Here is a 20,341-nt window from a genome sequence, read left to right as displayed (position 1 = left end):
ACCGGCACGACCTCCTCGCCGAGCAGGTCGAGCTGCTCCAGCACGGTCTTCAGCGGCAGCCCGGCGTGGTCCATCAGGAACAGCTGGCGCTGGTAGTCACCGGCGTACTCGCGGAACGACAGGGTCTTCTCGATCACCTGCTGCGGCGAGCCGACGGTCAGCGGCGTCTGCTCCGTGAAGTCCTCCAGCGACGGGCCGTGCCCGTAGACCGGCGCCACGTCGAAGTACGGCCGGAACTCGCGCACGGCGTCCTGCGAGTTCTTCCGCATGAACACCTGCCCGCCGAGGCCGACGATGGCCTGCTCGGGCGTGCCGTGCCCGTAGTGGGCGTACCGGGTCCGGTACAGCTCGACCATCCGCTTGGTGTGGTCGGCCGGCCAGAAGATGTTGTTGTGGAAGAAGCCGTCGCCGTAGTACGCGGCCTGTTCCGCTATCTCGGGGGAGCGGATCGAGCCGTGCCAGACGAAGGGCGGCACGCCGTCCAGCGGGCGCGGCGTGGAGGTGAAGCCCTGCAGGGGGGTGCGGAACTTGCCCTCCCAGTCGACGACGTCCTCGCGCCACAGGCGGTGCAGCAGGGCGTAGTTCTCGACGGCGAGGTTGATGCCCTGCCGGATGTCCTGGCCGAACCAGGGGTAGACCGGGCCGGTGTTGCCGCGTCCCATCATCAGGTCCATGCGGCCGTCGGCCAGGTGCTGGAGCATCGCGAAGTCCTCGGCGATCTTCACCGGGTCGTTCGTGGTGATGAGGGTGGTGGACGTGGACAGGATCAGCCGCTCGGTCCGGGCCGCGATGTAGCCGAGCATCGTGGTCGGCGACGAGGGCACGAACGGCGGGTTGTGGTGCTCGCCGGTCGCGAAGACGTCGAGGCCGACCTCCTCGGCCTTCAGCGCGATGGCGACCATGGCCTTGATGCGCTCACGTTCGGTCGGCGTACGGCCCGTGGTCGGGTCCGGCGTGACGTCGCCGACGGTGAAGATGCCGAACTGCATGGTCGCTCAACCTCCAAGTTGTTGACCGTTCAACTATAGCCCTGGAACGGTCCGCCCGCGGAGGTTATTCCGGCAGGACTCCCCCTAGGACACGCCCCGGGGTTCCCCGGCCCGCAGCCGCTCCACCTGGCTCGCGCCGAACTCGGCCGCACGCCGCATGTGGTCGATGAGCAGGCGGAGCTGGGAGTCGTCCAGATCCTCGAAGAGGGCCACCCAGCCGCCGCCCAGCCCGTCCCACAACCGCCGGAACTCGGTGATCCGCTCCGGCACCGTCGCCACCAGCACCCGCCGCCGGTCGGCCGCGTCCCGCTTCCGCACGACGTACCCCGCCCGCTCCAGCCGGTCCACCAGCCGCGTCGCCGACCCGGTCGTCAGCCCCGTCAGCTCGGCGACCCGGCCCGTCGTCACCGGGCCGCCCTCCAGCGTGAGCAGGTTCAGGCACTGCAGATCGGTGGGGTGCAGGCCCAGGTGGTCGGCGGCGGCCTGGTTGAGGAGGGCGTACGAGGCCATGGAGCGCCGGGAGACGATGGACAGCTCCTCCAGCAACCGCTCCCGCGCCGTCCCGCCCATGCCGCGCACCCCTTGTCTCCGCGCCCACCGGTCGCCGGTTCCTGCACGCCTGCCGCTCGCCGGTTTCTCCGAGCCCACCGGTCGCCGCGTCACCGTCGTACGGATGTATCCCCCGCGGCTCCGGCCCCGAGCGCCCTCCATCAGGTGACAGGGGCACGCCCACGGCGTAGGGAGGCGGCATGCGAAGCTGCCCGCATGTCCGTCCTGCGCTCCGCCGCCCTGTTCGCCGTCGCCGCCCTGTTCGAGATCGGCGGCGCCTGGCTGGTCTGGCAGGGCGTGCGCGAGCAGCGCGGCTGGCTGTGGTCCCTCGGCGGAGTCCTCGCGCTCGGCGCCTACGGCTTCGTCGCCACCTTCCAGCCCGACGCCCACTTCGGCCGGATCCTCGCCGCGTACGGCGGGATCTTCGTCGCCGGTTCGATTCTGTGGGGCGTGGTCGCCGACGGCTACCGCCCCGACCGCTGGGACATCGCGGGCGCGCTGGTCTGCCTGGCCGGGATGGCCGTGATCATGTGGGCACCGCGCAACGGCGGCTGACTTACGCTGGGCGGGCGACCGACCGTACGAACCTGGAGCAGCCCATGGCCACCGCCACACCGCCCGCCGCCTCCCGCATCGCCGTCGTCACGGGCGCGAGCAGCGGCATCGGTGCCGCCACGGCCCGCCGGCTGGCCGCTGCCGGGTACCGCGTCGTCCTGACTGCGCGGCGCAAGGACCGCATCGAGGCGATCGCCGAGGAGATCCAGGCGGCCGGCCACTCGGCGACGGCGTACCCGCTGGACGTCACCGACCGGGCGGCGGTCGACGAGTTCGCGACGGCCTTCAGGACGATCGGCGTCCTCGTCAACAACGCGGGCGGCGCACTCGGTGCCGACCCGGTGGCCACCGGCGACCCGGACGACTGGCGCCGCATGTACGAGACGAACGTCATCGGCACCCTCAACCTCACCCAGGCCCTGCTGCCCAAGCTGGAGGCGAGCGGCGACGGCACGGTCGTCGTCGTCTCCTCGACGGCCGGACACGGCACCTACGAGGGCGGCGCGGGCTACGTCGCCGCCAAGCACGGCGCGCACGTCCTCGCCGAGACCCTCCGGCTGGAGATCGTCGGCCGCCCGGTCCGCGTCGTCGAGGTCGCGCCCGGCATGGTCAAGACCGACGAGTTCGCCCTGACCCGCTTCGGCGGCGACGCGGAGAAGGCGGCCAAGGTCTACCAGGGCGTGGCCGAGCCCCTGACCGCCGACGACGTGGCCGACACGATCACCTGGGCGGTCACCCGCCCCGCCCACGTCAACATCGACCTCCTGGTGGTCCGCCCCCGCGCCCAGGCGTCGAACACCAAGGTCCACCGGGAGCCCTGATGCCGGCCGAGGACGATCTCGAACGCCGTCGCCTGGACCAGGAGACGAAGGACGAGCGCAAGATGTGGTGGTGGCTCGGCTACTTCCTCTTCGGCATCCACATCGTGGCGTTCGTGATGATCTACGCGGTGACACACGCGAAGTAAAACCTCGTGAACCGGCCGGGACGGCTGCGTAGGGTCAGCGCGTGGACAGACACATACCCTTCGCCGCGCTCGCCAACTTCCGTGACCTGGGCGGCTGGACGACCGCCGACGGCCGCCGCGTGCGCCCCGGACGCCTGTACCGCGCGGACTCCCTGGGCAAGCTCACCGAGGGCACGGACGACTGGACCCGCTTCCTCTCCCTGGGCGTCCGCACGGTCGTGGACCTCCGCTACCCCTGGGAGATCGAGGCCCACGGCCGGGTCCCGGAGCACCCGGGCTTCACCTACCACAACCTCAGCATCGAGCACCGCCCCTACGACCAGGCGGCCCTGACCCCCGACATCGCGCCGGGCCCGTACCTCGCGGAACGCTACCTGGAGGTCGCGGAGGACGGCCGCAAGGAGATCCGCCGGGCCCTGGAACTGGTGACGGAGGCGGCCCGGGCGGACGAACCCCTCGTCTTCCACTGCACCTCGGGCAAGGACCGCACCGGCCTGCTGGCCGCCCTGGTCCTGTCCCTCCTGGGCGTCCCGGCCCCCGCGATCGTCGAGGATTTCACCCTCACCGACCTGGCGGCCCCCGCCCTCCTGGCGTCCTGGACGGCCCGCAACGCCGGCCGCACCCCCACCTGGCCGGCCTACGGCCGGGCCCCCGCCGAGGTGATGACCCTGTTCCTCACCCACCTGACCGAACGTCACGGCTCCGTCGAGGGCTACGTGACCCGGGCACTGGAACTGGACGCGAAGGCCGTCTCGGCGACTCTCCGCGCCCGTCTCCTCGCGTGACCGGGCGTCAGCCCTTCACGCAGACGACCTGCTTCAGCTTCGCCACGACCTCGACGAGGTCCCGCTGCTGGTCGATGACCTGCTCGATCGGCTTGTAGGCGCCCGGAATCTCGTCCACGACGCCCGAGTCCTTGCGGCACTCCACGCCCCGGGTCTGCTCCTCCAGGTCCTTGGTCGTGAAGCGCCGCTTGGCCGCGTTGCGGCTCATGCGCCGGCCCGCGCCGTGCGAGGCCGAGTTGAAGGACTTGGCGTTCCCGAGGCCCTTCACGATGTACGAGCCCGTGCCCATGGAGCCCGGGATGATCCCGTACTCGCCGGAGCCCGCGCGGATCGCGCCTTTGCGGGTCACGAGCAGGTCCATCCCCTCGTACCGCTCCTCGGCCACGTAGTTGTGGTGTGCGCTGATCTCCGGCTCGAAGACCGGCTTCGCCTTCTTGAACTCCTTGCGGATCACGTCCTTCAGGAGCGCCATCATGATGGTGCGGTTGTACTTCGCGTACTCCTGCGCCCAGAACAGGTCGTTGCGGTACGCCGCCATCTGCGGGGTGTCCGCGACGAAGACGGCGAGGTCGCGGTCGACCAGGCCCTGGTTGTGCGGGAGCTTCTGGGCGATGCCTATGTGGTGCTCGGCGAGCTCCTTGCCGATGTTGCGGGAACCGGAGTGGAGCATGAGCCAGACGACTCCGGTCGAATCCGTGCACACCTCGACGAAGTGGTTGCCGGATCCGAGCGTGCCCATCTGCTTGCCCGCCCGCTCCTGACGGAACCTCACCGCCTCCGCGACCCCGTCGAACCGCCCCCAGAAGTCGTCCCACCCGGCGGTCGCGAAGCCGTGCAGCCGCCCCGGGTCCACGGGATCGTCGTGCATTCCCCGCCCCACCGGAATCGCCTGCTCGATCCTCGACCGCAGCCGCGACAGGTCGCCCGGCAGGTCGTTCGCCGTCAGGGACGTCTTCACCGCCGACATCCCGCAGCCGATGTCGACGCCCACCGCCGCGGGACAGACCGCGCCCTGCATCGCGATGACCGAGCCGACCGTCGCACCCTTTCCGTAGTGCACGTCCGGCATGACGGCCAGGCCCTTGATCCACGGCAGGGTGGCGACGTTCCGCAGCTGCTGCAGCGCCCCCTCCTCGACCGTCGCCGGGTCGGTCCACATGCGGATCGGCACCTTCGCGCCCGGCAGCTCCACGTACGACATGACGTCCCCATTCCCCCGAAACCGAATAGAAGTCAGAAAGCGCAAAAACCATCGCCAAGGTCGACGAAGAGGACAACGGACCGGCGTTCACGGCAGCGCGTGCGATACACATTGTCTGCAGGGGACGCCCCTGTGCGGCAAGCGAATAAGCAGCGGGGACACTGGAGCAACGGGCGCGAGGCACCCGTGGGACACCGTCGAGAGGAGCCCGACCGTGCGGCGGAAGGCTTACGTACCCGGCATCGCCGCCCTGCTCGCGGCACTGCTGGCCGGCTGCACCGGCGGCTCGGGCGACGGCGCCACGACGGACGACTCCAACCCGGGCGACCCCGGCGTCACCTCACAGGCGGCCCAGCCCGGCAAGTACCGCACCCTGCCCGAACCCTGCCGGGCCGTCGGCAACAAGACACTCGACTCGCTGCTGCCCGGCATCAAGGAGATCGCGGACGAGGTGAGCCGCGAGAAGGCGTACGCGGGCGAGGCGACGCTGGCGTACGACACCGACCGCAAGGTCGGCTGCCGCTGGAAGGTGGAGTCGGCGACCGCCACGGACCACCTCTTCGTCGACTTCGAGCGCGTGGTGTCGTACGACAACGCCGTCAGCGACGACAGCGAGGCCGAACAGCTCTTCGCCAAGCGGGTGGAGGCGGCGGACCTCCCCGAACCGGCCGTCTCCGAAACGCCGTCGGCGTCCGCGTCGGGATCCGCGTCCGGCTCGGCCACGGCGTCCGCCTCGGACGGCGCCTCCGCCCCCGCCGACGGCTCGCCCTCCTCGTCGGCCTCCGGCTCCCCCTCCACCGGCACGTCCGACGGCGCCACCCCCACCGACCTCCAGCCCCGCCTCCTCGACGACCTGGGCGACGAGGCCTTCCTGGACGACGAGCTGAACAGCTCCGGTTCGACGGCCCAGCGGCGCACGGTGACTGTGGCGTTCCGCACGTCGAACGTGATCGTGACCATCGAGTACGCCGAGCAGCCGACGACGCTCGCGGTCGCGCCCGACAGCGAGGAAATGCAGGACAGGGCGCGGAAACTGGCCTCCCGGCTGGCGGATTCACTCGGCGGCTGACGGCCCCTCGGGCATCCCCGCACCCGCGCGCGAAGCCCGGGAACCGGGACCGCGCGGTTGCCCCACCGCGTACCGTGGCCCGTCGGACCCGTTCCGATCATCAGGAACCACGAGTGCCATGAGTGAAGGAACCATGCAGCGACGAGCCCAGCGAGACCACCGAGACCAGCGAGACCCGCGAGCGAAGCGCCTCAGCCGCCTCCTTGTCTGCGCGGCGGCCGTCCCCGTGATGCTGGTGGCCGCCGGCTGCTCCTCGGACTCCGGCTCCGGTGACGACAAGGACAAGGGCGCGGACAAGGCCGCCGCGTCGAAGTCCGCGAGCCCGTCCCCGACGGTGCAGGCGGCGGCGTACGCCAAGCTCCCGGAGCCGTGCAAGGTGCTCTCGGAGAAGACGCTGGAGGACCTGGTGCCCAAGGGGGCCGACTCCGGCAAGGAGGGCACCTCGGCCGACACCGCGACCCGCGGCAGCTGTTCCTGGAGCAGCCTCGACAACAACGGTGTGAAGGGCTCGCAGTTCCGCTGGCTCAACGTGTCGTTGCTGCGCTTCGAGTCGGACGTCACGCGCGGCGAGGGCGACAAGCTGGCGCGCGACCACTACATGAAGCAGCTCCAGGACGCCCAGACCTCGGACGGCGCGAAGAGCGTGAAGACCGAGCCCCTGACCGGGACCGGCGACGAGGCGGCGAACGTCCGGTACGACCTGAAGAAGAAGGAAGGCACCTTCAAGCAGAACACGGTCGTCGCCCGCGTCGAGAACGTCGTCGTCACCGTCGACTACAACGGCGCCGGCCTGGCCGGTGACAAGACGCCGGACGCCGACGACCTGGCGAAGGCCGCGCAGAAGGCCGCCAAGGAGGCGGTGGCCGCGGTGACCGAAGCCAACGGGGCCCGGGCCGGCGGCACGTCGAGCAGTTCTCCGTCGGCGTCGAAGGGCACGTCGGGTTCGTCGTCCGACGACTCGTCCGACGACTCGTCCACGGGTGCCTCCAAGCGCCCGTCGAAGACCGGCTCCAAGTCGTAGGCGCCCAGGACCGGCCACCCGTGCCCCGCACACATGTGCCACCCTGTTGCGCGCAACAACTGGCACTGGGAGGGGAGTACGGGTGGCCGCGCCACTACAGCTGACACGGATGCACCGCGTTCTCATCGGCGTCGTCGTCTTCGGTGCCGTCATCATCGCCGGGATCGGCTTCGCGGGTTCGTACGCGGCGGTGCGTGAACTGGCCCTCAAGAAGGGCTTCGGGAACTTCAGCTACGTCTTCCCGATCGGCATCGACGCGGGCATCTGTGTGCTGCTCGCCCTGGACCTGCTGCTGACCTGGATCCGCATCCCGTTCCCGCTGCTGCGCCAGACGGCGTGGCTGCTGACGGCGGCGACGATCGCGTTCAACGGCGCGGCGGCCTGGCCGGACCCGCTGGGCGTGGGCATGCACGGGGTGATCCCGGTCCTGTTCGTGGTGGCCGTCGAGGCCGCCCGGCACGCGATCGGCCGGATCGCCGACATCACCGCCGACAAGCACATGGAGGGCGTCCGCCTCACCCGCTGGTTGCTCTCCCCGGTGCCCACCTTCCTGCTGTGGCGCCGTATGAAGCTGTGGGAGCTGCGCTCCTACGAGCAGGTGATCAAGCTGGAGCAGGAGCGCCTGGTCTACCAGGCCCGGCTGCGCTCCCGCTTCGGCCGCGCCTGGCGCCGGAAGGCCCCGGTGGAGTCCCTGATGCCGCTGCGCCTGGCCCGCTACGGCGTACCGCTGGCCGACACGGCCCCGGCGGGCCTGGCGGCAGCGGGCATCGAACCGGCCCTGCTCCCCCCGGCACCGCAGCAGGACACAGCCGCGGGCAGTCGCGCCGACGCAGCTGCGGGCAGTCGTGCCGCTGGGGCGGCACGGGTGGATGCAGCGGCACCCCTCGGCGGGCAGCGCCTGGAGCTGGAGGCCCACCAGAACGCCGGGCCCCAGGCCGACACCGGCGAACCGGACCAGAGCCCCTGGTTCAACACCCCGCGCCAGGTCGAATACCACGGCGACTACGACCCCACCTACGACCCCGCCGAGCAGTACGCCCAGTGGTACGAGGAGCAGCAGGAGGCCGAACAGTACCGGGACCAGTACGAGGAGGAGCCCCCGCTCCAGGAGCCCTCTCCGGAGGAGACCGGCAGCTTCCCGATCCCGGCGGGCCCCAACCGCACGCGCGAACTCGGCGAGGGCGGCGGCACCCCGGAGCCCGACGAGGAGTCGTACTACCAGGTCTTCAAGCAGTCGATCAACGGCAGCTACCCGACCCCGCGTGAGTTCGGCGAGAACGTCGAGGCCGAGTTCAGCCGCACGCTCGCCCCGGAAGAGGCCAAGCGCCTGGTCACCCGCTTCACCAACCGCTACAACGCGGAACTGGAAGAGGACCACATCGCCTAGGAAAAGGCCCTCGTACGGCTCCCGTACGAGGGCCTTTCGCCAGGCTGCCCGCTATTCCCCGAGCAGGTGCCGCACCCGGTCCTGTCCCACGGCCAGCAGCAGCGTGGGCAGCCGCGGGCCGGTGTCACGGCCGACCAGCAGGTGGTACAGCAGCGCGAAGAAGGTCCGCTGGGCGGTCTTGATCTCCGGCGGCAGCTCCTTGGGCGTGGCGTCGGCGGAGAACCCGGCCTGGACCTTGGGCACGCCGTAGACGAGGTGGGTGAGCCCGTCCAGCGACCAGTGCTCGGCGAGCCCGTCGAGCAGCAGGCGCAGCGACTGCCGCGACGGCTCGTCCAGCGACTTCAGCAGCTCGGCGTCGGGTTCGTCGCGCACGATGGTCCGCTGGTCGGCGGGGACGTGCGTGTTGATCCACGCCTCGGCCTTGTCGTACCGCGGGCGCGCCTCGTCGAGCGAGCCCAGCGGGTTGGACGGGTCCAGCTCGCTCAGGATGCGCAGGGCCTGGTCCTCGTGCCCGGCGGTGATGTCGGCGACGGAGGCGAGCGTCCGGTACGGCATGGGCCGGGGCGTCCTCGGCAGGTCCCCGGCGGCCGTGCGCACGGCACGGGAGTGCGCGGCGACGTCGGCCGGGAGGGCGCTGCCGTCGGCGACCTTGGCGTCGAGGCGGTCCCACTCGTCGTAGAGGCGCTGGATCTCCTGGTCGAAGGCGATCTTGAAGGACTGGTTGGGCCTGCGGCGGGCGTACAGCCAGCGCAGGAGCTGGGGCTCCATGATCTGCAGCGCGTCGGCCGGGGTGGGCACCCCGCCCCGCGAGGAGGACATCTTGGCCATGCCGCTGATGCCCACGAACGCGTACATCGGGCCGATGGGCTGCTTGCCGCCGAAGATGCCGACGATCTGCCCGCCGACCTGGAACGACGACCCCGGGGACGAGTGGTCGACGCCGCTCGGCTCGAAGATCACGCCCTCGTACGCCCAGCGCATGGGCCAGTCGACCTTCCAGACCAGCTTGCCGCGGTTGAACTCGCTCAGCCGGACGGTCTCGGAGAAGCCGCAGGCGGTGCAGGCGTACGTCAGCTCGGTGGAGTCGTCGTCGTACGCGGTGACCGTGGTGAGGTCCTTCTCGCAGTTGCCGCAGTACGGCTTGTACGGGAAGTAGCCGGCGGAGCCGGAGCTGCCGTCGTCCTCGGCCGCGGCGCCGGAGCCCTCGGCGGCCTCCAGCTCGGCCTCGTCGACGGGCTTCTGCTGCTTCTTCGCGGCGGCCTTCGGCTTGGTCCGGTACTGGGCGAGGACGGCGTCGATCTCCCCGCGGTGCTTCATGGCGTGCAGGATCTGCTCGCGGTAGGCGCCGGAGGTGTACTGCGCGGTCTGGCTGATCCCGTCGAACTCCACGCCCAGCTCGGCCAGCGACTCGATCATCGCGGCCTTGAAGTGCTCGGCCCAGTTCGGGTGCGCGGAGCCCTTGGGGGCGGGGACGGAGGTGAGGGGCTTGCCGATGTGCTCGGCCCAGGACTCGTCGACGCCGGCGACGCCGTTCGGCACCTTGCGGTAGCGGTCGTAGTCGTCCCAGGAGATCAGGTGCCGCACCTCGTACCCACGCCGGCGGATCTCGTCGGCGACGAGGTGGGGGGTCATGACCTCGCGCAGGTTGCCGAGGTGGATGGGACCGGAGGGCGAGAGCCCGGACGCGACGACGACCGGTTTGCCCGGGGCCCGACGCTCCGACTCGGCGATGACCTCGTCCGCGAAACGGGAGACCCAGTCGGTGGTCTCGGTGCTCTGCTGAGCCACGATCGGCACGTCCTCTTCCTGAAGTTCCGGAAAGATGCTCCTGAAGCAGCCGCTACGGTCGCACGGCTGACCGCTCCATTCTCCCAGACCGCCTCGCGCCCGGGAAAACCGCTTTACCGCTCCTCATCAGTGACCAGTAGTGGGTCCTGGCTCGACCCCTACCTCGTCACTGGGGACATCCCGAACGGTTTTGGATGCCCTGGTTGCCCGCTTTCGCTCCGCGGTCCGGCGGCACGGATCGTGTCCGTGATCCGGGCATGCGGGGACGGGTTCCCTCACGGCCCGGGGCGCCCGGCCCGGCCTGGACGGTCCGATGCCCACACCCATCGCTCTGGTGGATGCGGGGCGGTGCCGTCCGTCGCCGGACCGGATACCCCTGGGCGCGCCTTCCGATCGCCACGGCGGCAGCATCGTGGCGGCTGACCTTGCGGTTGTTACTGGTGAGGGGCTTCTGCCAGTGCTGGGCGCCCCATTGAGAGGTGTAGGCGGGGTCGACGGCGATGACGGCGATGCCGGTGGCGTCGGCCATGGAGGTGAGGCGGGCGCGGAGCCTGCCGGTGGGCATGCCGGAAATCAGCTGCCGGAAACGCTTGCGCCTGCCGTGCTTCTCGCGGCTCTTCTTCGTGGTGAAGTCAAGGTCCTCGACGGCGATGGCCTTCACGCCGCACGTCCGGACCCAGTGCAGCAGCCGCGTCAGGGCGTGCCGGAGCTGGGCATCACGGTGATCGGCTGATCCGGTCAGGTCATAGAAGAAGCGGTGCGGGTTGCCGACGGGGTTGCCGTGGGTGTCGAGACGCCACGCGGCGAGGTGATCAGCGTTCATGTCTACGCTGATCACTCCGTCGGCCAAGGCCGCAGCCAGCGGGATCGTCCGGGTGACGGGGATCTGCCAGGAGGCGGTGAGGTACCAGCGTCCACGAGTGACGTCGTAGTGGATGCGGTAGGCGACGGCACGGTTGGCGGCCACGCGGTCGGCCCATTCCTGCCCACGGTGGGCGAAGCCGATCCGGCCGGCGAGGATGTACCGGCCGTGTGGCGCGTTGGCCAGCCCGGCCAACGGGGCCGGGAGCCTGATACTCACCTCGCCGTCCGGGCCGATACGGATGGTCTCGTTCCCGAACCGCTTCCCGGACTCCCCGTCCGCCTGGAGAAACCAGCGTGCCGCCTCCCACCGCTGCTGCCACTCGGCCTCGGTGAGCTGCGCGTCGGACAGGTGGTGCCTGACACGGGCGAGGCGATTGCCGCCCCGCACCACATGCACGGTCCCCGTCCTCCGATCGGCGCGCTCCCGTTCCAGCCGGTCCTCCAGGACGCGCAGGCGGCGTGCCTTGGCATGCCACTCCTGCCTGCTGCGGTAGCCACCCGGAGCCCGCTTACTGCCCTTCTCACCCACCGGCAGCGAAAGCCGGTGCCGGATGGTACGTACAGCGGCCTCGAGGGACTGGACGTGGGCGAGCTGGCAGCGGCGCGCCAGTCCCCACTGATCATGCGTGGCCTTCGTTATCGCGCTCGCCCAGCGGGCGGACGACTGCGGCGTCAGCGCTCGCTTGCGCGCGGCCCACGCCTCGGCGTCATGTCCCATGCCGTCACGGCAGCGTGTCTTCAGGTCTCGGGAGGCCAGCGTCCCCAGATGCGCGCCCACCGTACGCAGCACTTCCTCATCGCCATGGGTGAGGTGCTTGAGCCGGGTACGGACCGCAACGCCGCAGGGGCCGGGCACGACGAACGGTGCCGCGAGCTTCCACAGGACATCCCCCACCCCAAACCCCCTCTCGGCCCCCGCAACCCACCCGAAGCCCCTCTCAACACCCTCAACGAACACCGCCCGCAAAGGTCACATCTTCGACAGACGAACTCTCATTCCTCTCCGGATGAGCGGCACACAACCCTTGGCTGCCGCCGCGGGCACTCACTCGCATGTGGCAGAAGCACTCACAGTCGGCCAGGCCAGCAGCCCCTGCCCCCATGGGATACTGGTCGGGTCTATCCATCCCCACGAGGAGAACGGCACCCCTACTTATGGCCTCGGTCACGTCCCTCACCGCCTCCGTCCACCAGCGCCTCGCGGCGGCCCTCACGGCAGCTCTGCCGGAGGCCGGTGCCGCGGACCCGCTGCTGCGACGAAGCGACCGGGCCGACTACCAGGCCAACGGGATCCTGGCCCTGGCGAAGAAGGCCAAGGCGAACCCGCGGGAGCTGGCCGCGCAGGTCGTCTCCCAGGTCGTCACCGGTGACGTGATCGAGGAGATCGAGGTCTCGGGCCCCGGCTTCCTCAACGTCACGATCACCGACCGGGCGATCACCGAGAACCTCGCGGCGCGCGCGGCCGACTCCGAGGGCCGCCTCGGTGTGCCGCGCGCGGAGCACCCGGGCACGACGGTCATCGACTACGCCCAGCCGAACGTGGCGAAGGAGATGCACGTCGGCCACCTGCGCTCCGCGGTGATCGGCGACTCGGTCCGCCAGATCCTGGAGTTCACCGGCGAGACGGTGGTGCGGCGGCACCACATCGGCGACTGGGGCACCCAGTTCGGCATGCTCATCCAGTACCTGGACGAGCACCCGCACGAGCTGGACCACAAGGCCGCCGAGGTGACCGGCGAGGAGGCGATGTCGAATCTCGACCGCCTCTACAAGGCCGCGCGGAAGAAGTTCGACTCGGACGAGGAGTTCAAGACCCGCGCCCGGCGCCGGGTGGTCGACCTCCAGGCCGGGGACCCGCACACGCTGGCCATGTGGCAGAAGTTCGTCGACGAGTCGAAGATCTACTTCTTCTCCGTCTTCGAGAAGCTGGACATGGAGGTCCGCGACCCCGACATCGTCGGCGAGTCCGGGTACAACGACATGCTGGCCGAGACCTGCCGCCTCCTGGAGGAGTCGGGCGTGGCGGTGCGGTCCGAGGGTGCGCTGTGCGTGTTCTTCGACGACATCAAGGGCCCGGACGGCAAGCCGGTCCCGCTGATCGTGCAGAAGTCGGACGGCGGCTACGGCTACGCGGCGACCGACCTGTCGGCGATCCGCGACCGGGTGTTCAACCTCAAGGCGAACACGCTGCTGTACGTGGTCGACGCCCGTCAGTCCCTGCACTTCAAGATGGTCTTCGAGACCGCGCGCCGGGCCGGCTGGCTGAACGACGACGTCCACGCCGTCCAGCTCGCCTTCGGCACGGTCCTCGGCAAGGACGGCAAGCCGTTCAAGACCCGTGAGGGCGAGACGGTCCGCCTGGTCGACCTCCTCGACGAGGCGATCGACCGCGCGTCGGCGGTCGTGCGGGAGAAGGCCCAGGACCTGTCCGAGGAGGAGATCGCCGAGCGCGGCGCCCAGGTGGGCATCGGCGCGGTGAAGTACGCGGACCTGTCGACGTCGGCGAACCGGGACTACAAGTTCGACCTGGACCAGATGGTCTCGCTGAACGGCGACACGTCCGTCTACCTCCAGTACGCGTACGCCCGTATCCAGTCCATCCTGCGCAAGGCGGGCGACGTGCGCCCGTCCGCCCGCCCCGAGCTGGCGCTGACGGACGCGGAGCGCTCGCTCGGCCTGCACATCGACGCCTTCGCGGAGACGGTGGCGGAGGCGGCGGCGGAGCACGCTCCGCACAAGCTGGCGGCGTACCTGTACCAGTTGGCGTCCCTGTACACGTCCTTCTACGACAAGTGTCCGGTGCTGAAGGCCGAGACGCCGGAGCAGGTGGAGAACCGCCTGTTCCTGTGCGACGTCACGGCCCGCACCCTCCACCAGGGCATGGCCCTGCTGGGCATCCGGACGCCCGAGCGGCTCTGACCGCCCGGCGCGGACGTACGCGGCCCGTCCTCTCCCCCGTCGGGAGGACGGGCCGCGGTGTGTTCGCCCTAGTACGTGTTCACGCACCAGTTGGCGAACGTCTTGAAGGCCGCCTTCGTCTTCGTCCCGGCGATTCCGTCGATGGCGCCGTCGTAGCCCCAGCCGTTGTTCTTCAGGAAGCGCTGCAGCGCCTTGACCGTGCCGCTGCCGACGACGCCGTCGATCGCCCCCTTGTAGCCGTGGTACGCCTTGAGGTGGCGCTGGAAGGCCTTCCAGCTGTTGGTGCCGAGCTGGCCGTCGATCGCGCCGTTGTAGTCCCAGTTCGCCCTCAGCCACTGCTGGACGCCCTTGGCCTGGGTGGAGTTCAGGCCGAGGTTGACCACGGCGAGCGGGGCGGCCTCGGCGCTCGCCGCCGGCTTCGTGTCCGGTGCCGCGAAGGCGGTGCCCGCGGTCGCCACGGTTCCGGCGGCGATCCCGACGGCGGCGGTGACACTGACGAGTGCCCTGGTGAGTGCTCGCATGCTGTTTCCCCTCCGATGTCCGGGTGGGCCGACCGCACCGGCCGGCACGGCAACGAGACTGCGGGGCCGGGGACCGGGGTCGCCACGGTTGCCGCCGAAGTGACGTACTCGCGGGACGTCCCACGCGCTGACCTGCGGGGACGTCGGCCGGTGAGTCGGTGCGGGGGGACGGCCGCGGCGGGCGATCTGGCCGATTCCGTACGGGTTCGGGAACCGCGGCCCGGTCCGAGCCGTGACCGCTGGTGCAGAATGCCGCGGGAGGACCCGGACCGGCGAACCCGAACGCGAGTGGGGGAACATGTCGCGTTGGAAAGAGCTGCCGACCGAACTTGATCCGCGCGTCCGGCAGTTGGTGGTGCGGTTACGCAGGCTGAAGGACCACAGCGGGCTGAGTCTGCGGCAGTTGGCCGCGAAGACGGGGTACAGCGCGAAGTCGTGGGAGAGGTACCTCGGCGGCAGGTCGCTGCCGCCGGGGGAGGCCGTCGAGGCGATGGCCCGGATCGGCGGCGACGACCCGGCCCGGCTGCTGGCCCTGCACGAGGTCGCCGCGGAACGGTGGGCGGCGGCCCGCGAGTCGCGGAGCACGCGGGCGGCACCCGAGGAGACCCGGTCGCGCGGAGGTCCGCCGCGGGTCGCGGTCGTGGCGGGCTCGGTGGCCGTGGTGCTGGCCGTCTCCTCGGCGATCCTGCTGGCCGTGCGGTTCGGCGACGGCTCCGGTGGCCGCGAGCGCGGCGGTACGGCGGCGACGCACGTCGTCCAGTCCACGGCCACGTCCACGTCCGCGTCCACGTCGTCGGCGTCGCGGACGCCGGTCACGTACACCTGCCGGGTGCAGCGGGTCGACGGCCGCTGGCAGGCGGGCAACAGCCGTACCGAGGACGCCGTCCTGGCGTACGGCCACGCCGGGCCGGAGGTCGCCGAGGCCCAGTGCCTGCTGCGCCGGGCGGGCGTCTCACCGGGGGAGGTCGACGGGATCTACGGTCCGCTGACGCAGCGCGCGGTCAAGCGCGTCCAGAAGCGGGCGGGCCTGGTCGTGGACGGCATCATCGGCCCGCACACCTGGAAGGCGCTGCGGGAGGCGGCACCGCGGTGACCGGCATGACCACGCCCCCGGAACGGGCCCGGCTGACCGCCGCGCTGCGGGAGCTGAGGACCCGCACGGGACTGAGCCTGGCGGGGCTGGCGGAGCGGACCGCCTACAGCAAGTCGTCCTGGGAGCGCTATCTCAACGGCCGGACCCTGCCGCCGCGCCAGGCCGTGCAGGACCTGTGCCGGCTCGCCCGCGAACCGGACGGACGGTGCCTTGCGCTGTGGGAGATCGCGGAGTCGGAGTCGAGCGGGCGCGGGGCGGCGGCGCCTCCCGCGGACGCACCGCCGCCACCGCCCGAGGCCGCCTTGGCGCCGCGCCGCGGCAGGGGCGTGGTCATGGCGGTGCTGGCCGGCGTGTGCGCGGTGGCCGTGGGCGGGGTGGCGGCGGCCCTCCTGCTGCTGCCGCACCGGGACGGCGGCCCGGCGGCGTCGTCCCCGTCCGCCTCCGCGTCCGTTCCGGGGCCGCGCTGCCGGGGCGCGGCCTGTGAGGGGCAGGACCCGATGCACATGTTCTGCGGCGGCGGCCCCGACACCCTCGCCTCCTACCGCGCCTCCACGGGGGCCGGGCTGGAACTGCGCTACAGCCGCAAGTGCGAGGCCAGTTGGGCCCGGATGTGGGGGACGCGGGTCGGCGACCGGATCGAGGTGTCGGCGGGCGGTCCCACCCGTGCCGCCGAGATCGCGGACGACGTCGACGCGGAGTCGTACGTCTACACGGTCATGACCGCGGCCCGGCCGGGCTCCGCCGTCCGGGCCTGCTTCCGTCCCGCCGACGGTCCGGTGGAGTGCTTCGGCGGCCGCGTGGCTCAGCCGTCGAGCAGCGTCAGCCCGGCCGGGACCGCGATGTCGAAGTCCTCCTCCACGACCCGGCGGGCCTCGGCCTCCCCCGTCAGCTCCCGCTCGTTGACCGTTCCGTCGGCTCGGGTCTCGGTGAGCCGGTTGCCGTCGAGCAGCAGGTGCCGGCCGGGCAGGAGCCGCTGGACGTAGGGCCGCCGGGAGAACGGCGAGCGGGGGTTGGTGGCGATGTGCCAGTTGATGACCTCGTAGTCGGGCTGCTCGAAAGGCTCCGTCGTGAAGGCGTACTGCGCCTCCCAGCCGGCGTCGGCCCCCGCCCCGGTGCCGGTGCCGCGGTGCGCCTGGAGCACCCACATCTCCAGCGGACCCCGGTGCGGCACGTGCACCAGCCGGTGGCGCCGGCCGGCGTCGTGGAACTCGGTGTCCGCCGTCAGCGGCACCGGCTCCAGCAGCGAGCCGATCGCGCCGAATCCGACGTCGGCCAGATACGGCTGCGGATCGCCGGGGACCTCGACGAGGAGGGCCATGTGGGTGCGCGGCCGGTCCTCGATCCGCTCGGCGCCCACGACGACCCGCGCGGCCAGCAGGGTCACCCGGAAACCGAGGGCCCGGAGCGCGGCCGCGAACAGCGTGTTGTGCTCGTAGCAGTAGCCGCCCCGCCGGGAGTGGACCAGCTTGGCCGTCAGATCGCCGAGGTCGAGGGAGGGTGCCGTACCGCTCACGGGGTCCAGGTTCTCGAAGGGGACGGCCCGGAGGTGGGCGAGGTGCACGGCCCGCAGCGTGTCCGTGTCGGGGCGTCGCTCCCCCTCCCAGCCGATCCGCTTGAGGTACGCGTCGAGGTCGAACGTCTGTGCGCTGTCAGCCATGCCCACACCGTACGGTCGCCCCGTCCGCCCTGTCCGCCCGCTGCGGGCCGAGCCCCGCTCCGTCCTTGGACCTAGGGCCGCCGGACGGGACCCGGGTGCCTCAGGACCGGTCTCCGGCCGTCCGCAGCGCCTCGCCCAGCCTGCGCAGTCCCTCCGCGATCTCCTCCGGCGTCTGCGTCACGAAGCACAGGCGCAGGGTCGAGCGGTCGGGTTCGCCGGCGTGGAAGGGCGCTCCGGGGACGTACGCCACGTCGTGCCGGACCACCTCCGGGAGCAGGGCCGTGGTGTCGTACCGCTCCGGCAGCCGGGCCCACAGGAACATGCCGCCCTCGGGACGGTTCCAGACCGAGCCCGCCGGGAGGGCGTCCCCCAGGCCCACGAGCATGGCGTCCCGGTGGGTCACGTAGGCCGCGGCGACGCGGGCGATGTGGGCGTCCAGGTCGCGGTCCGCGAGGTACCGGGCGGCGGCGAGCTGGTTGACGGTCGGGGTGTGCAGGTCGGCGGCCTGCTTGGCCACCGCGCAGGCCCGGCGCAGTTCGGCGGGCGCCCGCAGCCAGCCGAGGCGCAGGCCGGGGGCCATCACCTTGGAGAAGGAGCCGAGCAGCACGGTCCGGTCACGGGCGCCGTCGTGGGAGGCGATCCACGGCACCCGCTCGCCCTCGAAGCGCAGCTCCCCGTACGGGTCGTCCTCGACGATCCACAGTCCGAGCCGGGCGGCGACGTCGGCCAGGGCGGCGCGGCGGCCGGCCGGCATGGTGCGTCCGGTGGGGTTCTGGAAGGTGGGCACGGTGTAGAGCAGCTTGGGGCGTTCGCGCACCACCAGCTCCTCCAGCGCCTGCGGGTCGGGACCGTGCTCGTCGCCGGGCACGGCGATCACCCGGGCGCCCGCGAAGCCGAAGACCTGGAGGGCGGCGAGGTAGCAGGGGTCCTCGACGAGGACGGCGTCGCCGGGTTCGATCAGCGCGGTGGCGAGCAGGGACAGTGCCTGCTGCGAGCCGGTGGTGATGAGCAGGTCGTCGGGGTCGGTGGCCAGACCGCGCGCGGAGGTGCGGGCGGCCAGCGCGGCCCGCAGGGCGGGCTCGCCCTCGGTCGTGGAGTACTGCAGCGCCCGTGCCGGGGTCTCGGCGAGCACCGCCTGGTACGCGGCGGCGATGCCCTCCGCGTCGAACAGCTCCGGGGCGGGCAGCCCGCCCGCGAAGTTGATCACTTCGGGACGGGCGGTGACGGCGAGGATGTCCCGGACGGGGGAACCGCCGACCGACCGGGCCCGCGTGGCGAGCGGTGGAAGAGCGGGGGCGGGGGTCGACGCGGGCTCGGTGATGGTCATGCACGGTCCCTTCGGCTGCGGTGACGGCTCGTCACCGCAGCCTAGGGAAGTGCGTGCTGCCTACACGCAGGTTTCCGTGATGCGGACACCGGCGCGGGCACCGGTGCCGGCGACCGTCGGATGCCGTCGGATGCCGTTCAGGTGCCGTCGAAGTGCTCCCAGGAGGTGCCGCCGAGCATGTAGCCGTAGTAGTCGGTGTCCGAGGCGCTGGTGCGGAACGGCCTGCCGCTGTCGTCGATGCGGACCGTGCCGTGCCGTGAGCCGCTGGACCAGTCGAGCTCCAGGTACCAGCGGACGTCGTGCCCGCTGGTGTGGGCGTTGACGTAGAAGACCTCGGGGTCGGACTCGCTCACCTTGTACGGGAAGTTCCGCTGCCCGTTCACCGGGGTGGCCAGGGGGTTGCCGAGGTCGAGCGAGACGTCGAAGGACTTGGTGGCGACCCCGCCGCCGCAGCCGACGCCGACCGCGTACTTGTCCCAGGTGAGCGGCGCGTCGCTGCCCACGACGCGGACGTGCAGCGCCTGGAGGACCACGGTCTCGGGGCCGGTCCCCTGCACCGTGAGCGCGACCGTCTGCCGGTCGGCGGAGACGGCACCGAGCGCGGTGGCCCAGCCGACGGCGTCCCGCTGGGTGGTGGGCGGCGGCGGCACGTTCCGCGGGCTCCGGTCGACCAGGAAGCTCTGGTCGCAGGGGGAGTCCCAGTAGTACGGCGTGGTCTGCACGGTCACCGATCCGCCGCCCTCCCCCGAGCCGTCCCGCCCGGCGGAACCGGCGGGCTTGTCGGCCGCCCGGGACTGCGTGGGACCGGGCGAGGCCGTGCTCGTGCGGGACGCGGAGGCGGACGGCGAGGCCGAGCCGCTCCCGGTCGGGGAGGCGGAGCCCGTGGGCCGCGACGCCGACGCCGATGCCGCGGGCGACGCGGTGCCCCCGGCGGCCTTCGCGGGCACGTCCCGCCCGCCGGACTCCCCGTCGGGAATCAGGTTCACCACGAGCCCCACGGCGGCGGCGACGGCGACACCGGTCGCGGCGTACAGCGCCATACGCCGGTGCCGGGGACGGGGACGCGGACGCCTGGCCGTCGCGGTGACGAGCGGTGTGTCGTCGGCGTCGGTGCGGGGCGTGGCGGCGGGAGCGGCGGCAGCGGCGGGGCCCGCGTCGTCCCGGCCGTCGGGCGCGGAGGCGGCGGGCGTGGGGGCGGACGCGGGCTCGGCGACGGCCACCGGCCCGTCAGCCCTCTCCGCGTCGCCGGGGGCCTCGGCCTCCGGCGCCTCCGCCTCCGACGCCTCCGCCACCGCCTCCGGGGCCTCCGCGTCCTTCTCCGCGGCTTCGCCCTTCTCCGGCTCGGCGGACTTCCCCGGTTTCACACCGCGCAGCGCGTCCGCGCGGATCCAGCGGCGATGGAGTTCGAGAAGTTCCTCGGGGGTCGCCCGGCACAGCCGGGCCAGGCGTTCGACGGGCGCGAACTCCGTCGGAACGACCTCCCCCTTGACGTACCGGTGGAGCGTCGACGCACTGATGTGCAGCCGTTTGCCGAGCGCCCCGTAACTGAGTCCGGACCGCTCCTTCATCTCCCGCAGCAGCCCAGCGAAGTCGTCCCCCGCCACCGTCTCCCCCTCTTCCCGCGTCCCCGTACCGCGTCCCAGAGGGAC

General features: G+C 71.8%; 17 protein-coding genes and 2 pseudogenes. 10 read left to right on the top strand and 9 right to left on the bottom strand.

What is annotated here, in order from left to right:
* A partial coding sequence (locus H0H10_RS06700; protein WP_188179910.1) for an LLM class flavin-dependent oxidoreductase occupies nucleotides 1-989 on the bottom strand: 989 nt, incomplete at its 3' end.
* An 84-nt stretch (nucleotides 990-1,073) separates the two neighbouring features.
* Nucleotides 1,074-1,559 carry a MarR family winged helix-turn-helix transcriptional regulator gene (locus H0H10_RS06695; protein WP_188179909.1) on the bottom strand — a complete coding sequence of 162 codons (486 nt, stop codon included), beginning with the start codon at nucleotides 1,557-1,559 and terminating at the stop codon, nucleotides 1,074-1,076.
* A gap of 195 nt (nucleotides 1,560-1,754) precedes the next feature.
* On the opposite strand from H0H10_RS06695, the gene H0H10_RS06690 reads away from it, so the two are divergent.
* From H0H10_RS06690 to H0H10_RS06675, 4 genes are read left to right on the top strand one after another with little or no spacing between them, the layout of a single operon-like run.
* Nucleotides 1,755-2,093 (top strand): YnfA family protein, encoded by a 339-nt coding sequence (locus H0H10_RS06690; protein WP_188179908.1) that lies wholly within the window; start codon nucleotides 1,755-1,757, stop codon nucleotides 2,091-2,093.
* Between the two features lie 44 nt (nucleotides 2,094-2,137).
* Nucleotides 2,138-2,914 (top strand): SDR family NAD(P)-dependent oxidoreductase, encoded by a 777-nt coding sequence (locus H0H10_RS06685; RefSeq protein ID WP_188179907.1) that lies wholly within the window; start codon nucleotides 2,138-2,140, stop codon nucleotides 2,912-2,914.
* Nucleotides 2,914-3,060, top strand: a complete 147-nt coding sequence (locus H0H10_RS06680; protein ID WP_188179906.1) for a hypothetical protein — start codon at nucleotides 2,914-2,916, stop codon at nucleotides 3,058-3,060. The genes H0H10_RS06685 and H0H10_RS06680 overlap by 1 nt, the downstream gene beginning before the upstream one ends.
* 41 nt (nucleotides 3,061-3,101) lie before the next feature.
* The gene (locus tag H0H10_RS06675; protein ID WP_188179905.1) at nucleotides 3,102-3,845 is read left to right on the top strand and encodes a tyrosine-protein phosphatase; all 744 of its coding nucleotides are present in this window, start codon (nucleotides 3,102-3,104) and stop codon (nucleotides 3,843-3,845) included.
* Nucleotides 3,846-3,852: 7 nt separating this feature from the next.
* On the opposite strand, the gene H0H10_RS06670 is transcribed toward H0H10_RS06675, so the two are convergent.
* Nucleotides 3,853-5,046 carry an RtcB family protein gene (locus H0H10_RS06670; RefSeq protein WP_188179904.1) on the bottom strand — a complete coding sequence of 398 codons (1,194 nt, stop codon included), beginning with the start codon at nucleotides 5,044-5,046 and terminating at the stop codon, nucleotides 3,853-3,855.
* A gap of 214 nt (nucleotides 5,047-5,260) precedes the next feature.
* Between H0H10_RS06670 and H0H10_RS06665 the strand changes: the two genes are divergently transcribed.
* From H0H10_RS06665 to H0H10_RS06655, 3 genes are all read left to right on the top strand, one after another.
* Nucleotides 5,261-6,115: a DUF3558 domain-containing protein gene (locus tag H0H10_RS06665; protein WP_188179903.1), complete on the top strand. Its 855-nt coding sequence runs from the start codon at nucleotides 5,261-5,263 to the stop codon at nucleotides 6,113-6,115.
* 118 nt (nucleotides 6,116-6,233) lie between these two features.
* Nucleotides 6,234-7,136 carry a DUF3558 family protein gene (locus H0H10_RS06660; protein ID WP_223179472.1) on the top strand — a complete coding sequence of 301 codons (903 nt, stop codon included), beginning with the start codon at nucleotides 6,234-6,236 and terminating at the stop codon, nucleotides 7,134-7,136.
* Between the two features lie 82 nt (nucleotides 7,137-7,218).
* The gene (locus H0H10_RS06655) at nucleotides 7,219-8,523 is read left to right on the top strand and encodes a DUF2637 domain-containing protein (RefSeq protein WP_188179902.1); all 1,305 of its coding nucleotides are present in this window, start codon (nucleotides 7,219-7,221) and stop codon (nucleotides 8,521-8,523) included.
* 51 nt (nucleotides 8,524-8,574) lie between these two features.
* Here the strand turns inward: H0H10_RS06655 and lysS are convergent, their stop codons facing one another.
* Together lysS and H0H10_RS06645 are read right to left on the bottom strand one after the other, a co-directional pair.
* Nucleotides 8,575-10,320: a lysine--tRNA ligase gene (lysS, locus tag H0H10_RS06650; protein ID WP_188179901.1), complete on the bottom strand. Its 1,746-nt coding sequence runs from the start codon at nucleotides 10,318-10,320 to the stop codon at nucleotides 8,575-8,577.
* A gap of 104 nt (nucleotides 10,321-10,424) precedes the next feature.
* A pseudogene (locus H0H10_RS06645) lies at nucleotides 10,425-12,070 on the bottom strand (IS200/IS605 family accessory protein TnpB-related protein).
* A 260-nt stretch (nucleotides 12,071-12,330) separates the two neighbouring features.
* Here H0H10_RS06645 and argS point away from each other — a divergent pair.
* Nucleotides 12,331-14,094, top strand: coding sequence for an arginine--tRNA ligase (gene argS / locus H0H10_RS06640; RefSeq protein WP_188179900.1), 1,764 nt, complete (start codon nucleotides 12,331-12,333; stop codon nucleotides 14,092-14,094).
* Nucleotides 14,095-14,162: 68 nt separating this feature from the next.
* Here argS and H0H10_RS06635 read toward each other — a convergent pair whose 3' ends face one another.
* Nucleotides 14,163-14,615: a peptidoglycan-binding domain-containing protein gene (locus tag H0H10_RS06635; RefSeq protein WP_188179899.1), complete on the bottom strand. Its 453-nt coding sequence runs from the start codon at nucleotides 14,613-14,615 to the stop codon at nucleotides 14,163-14,165.
* A 298-nt stretch (nucleotides 14,616-14,913) separates the two neighbouring features.
* Between H0H10_RS06635 and H0H10_RS06630 the strand changes: the two genes are divergently transcribed.
* Together H0H10_RS06630 and H0H10_RS06625 are read left to right on the top strand one after the other, a co-directional pair.
* A complete protein-coding gene (locus H0H10_RS06630) occupies nucleotides 14,914-15,708 on the top strand; it encodes a peptidoglycan-binding protein (RefSeq protein WP_188179898.1) in 795 nt (264 codons plus the stop codon).
* Nucleotides 15,709-15,713: 5 nt separating this feature from the next.
* A pseudogene (locus H0H10_RS06625) lies at nucleotides 15,714-16,448 on the top strand (helix-turn-helix domain-containing protein); the annotation flags it as partial.
* A gap of 62 nt (nucleotides 16,449-16,510) precedes the next feature.
* Here the strand turns inward: H0H10_RS06625 and H0H10_RS06620 are convergent.
* From H0H10_RS06620 to H0H10_RS06610, 3 genes are all read right to left on the bottom strand, one after another.
* Nucleotides 16,511-17,365 (bottom strand): arylamine N-acetyltransferase family protein, encoded by an 855-nt coding sequence (locus H0H10_RS06620; protein ID WP_188179897.1) that lies wholly within the window; start codon nucleotides 17,363-17,365, stop codon nucleotides 16,511-16,513.
* A 100-nt stretch (nucleotides 17,366-17,465) separates the two neighbouring features.
* Entirely contained in the window at nucleotides 17,466-18,692 is a 1,227-nt protein-coding gene (locus H0H10_RS06615; RefSeq protein WP_188179896.1) for an aminotransferase-like domain-containing protein, read from the bottom strand.
* A gap of 137 nt (nucleotides 18,693-18,829) precedes the next feature.
* Nucleotides 18,830-20,296, bottom strand: coding sequence for a helix-turn-helix domain-containing protein (locus H0H10_RS06610; RefSeq protein ID WP_188179911.1), 1,467 nt, complete (start codon nucleotides 20,294-20,296; stop codon nucleotides 18,830-18,832).
* Nucleotides 20,297-20,341 lie beyond the last annotated feature (45 nt).

The organism is Streptomyces griseicoloratus (genome assembly GCF_014534645.1).
In the GTDB taxonomy this organism is placed as follows: Bacteria; Actinomycetota; Actinomycetes; order Streptomycetales; family Streptomycetaceae; genus Streptomyces; species Streptomyces griseicoloratus.
The sequence above is the reverse complement of the archived record's forward strand: the minus strand, read 5'-3'. Positions and strand labels throughout refer to the sequence as shown.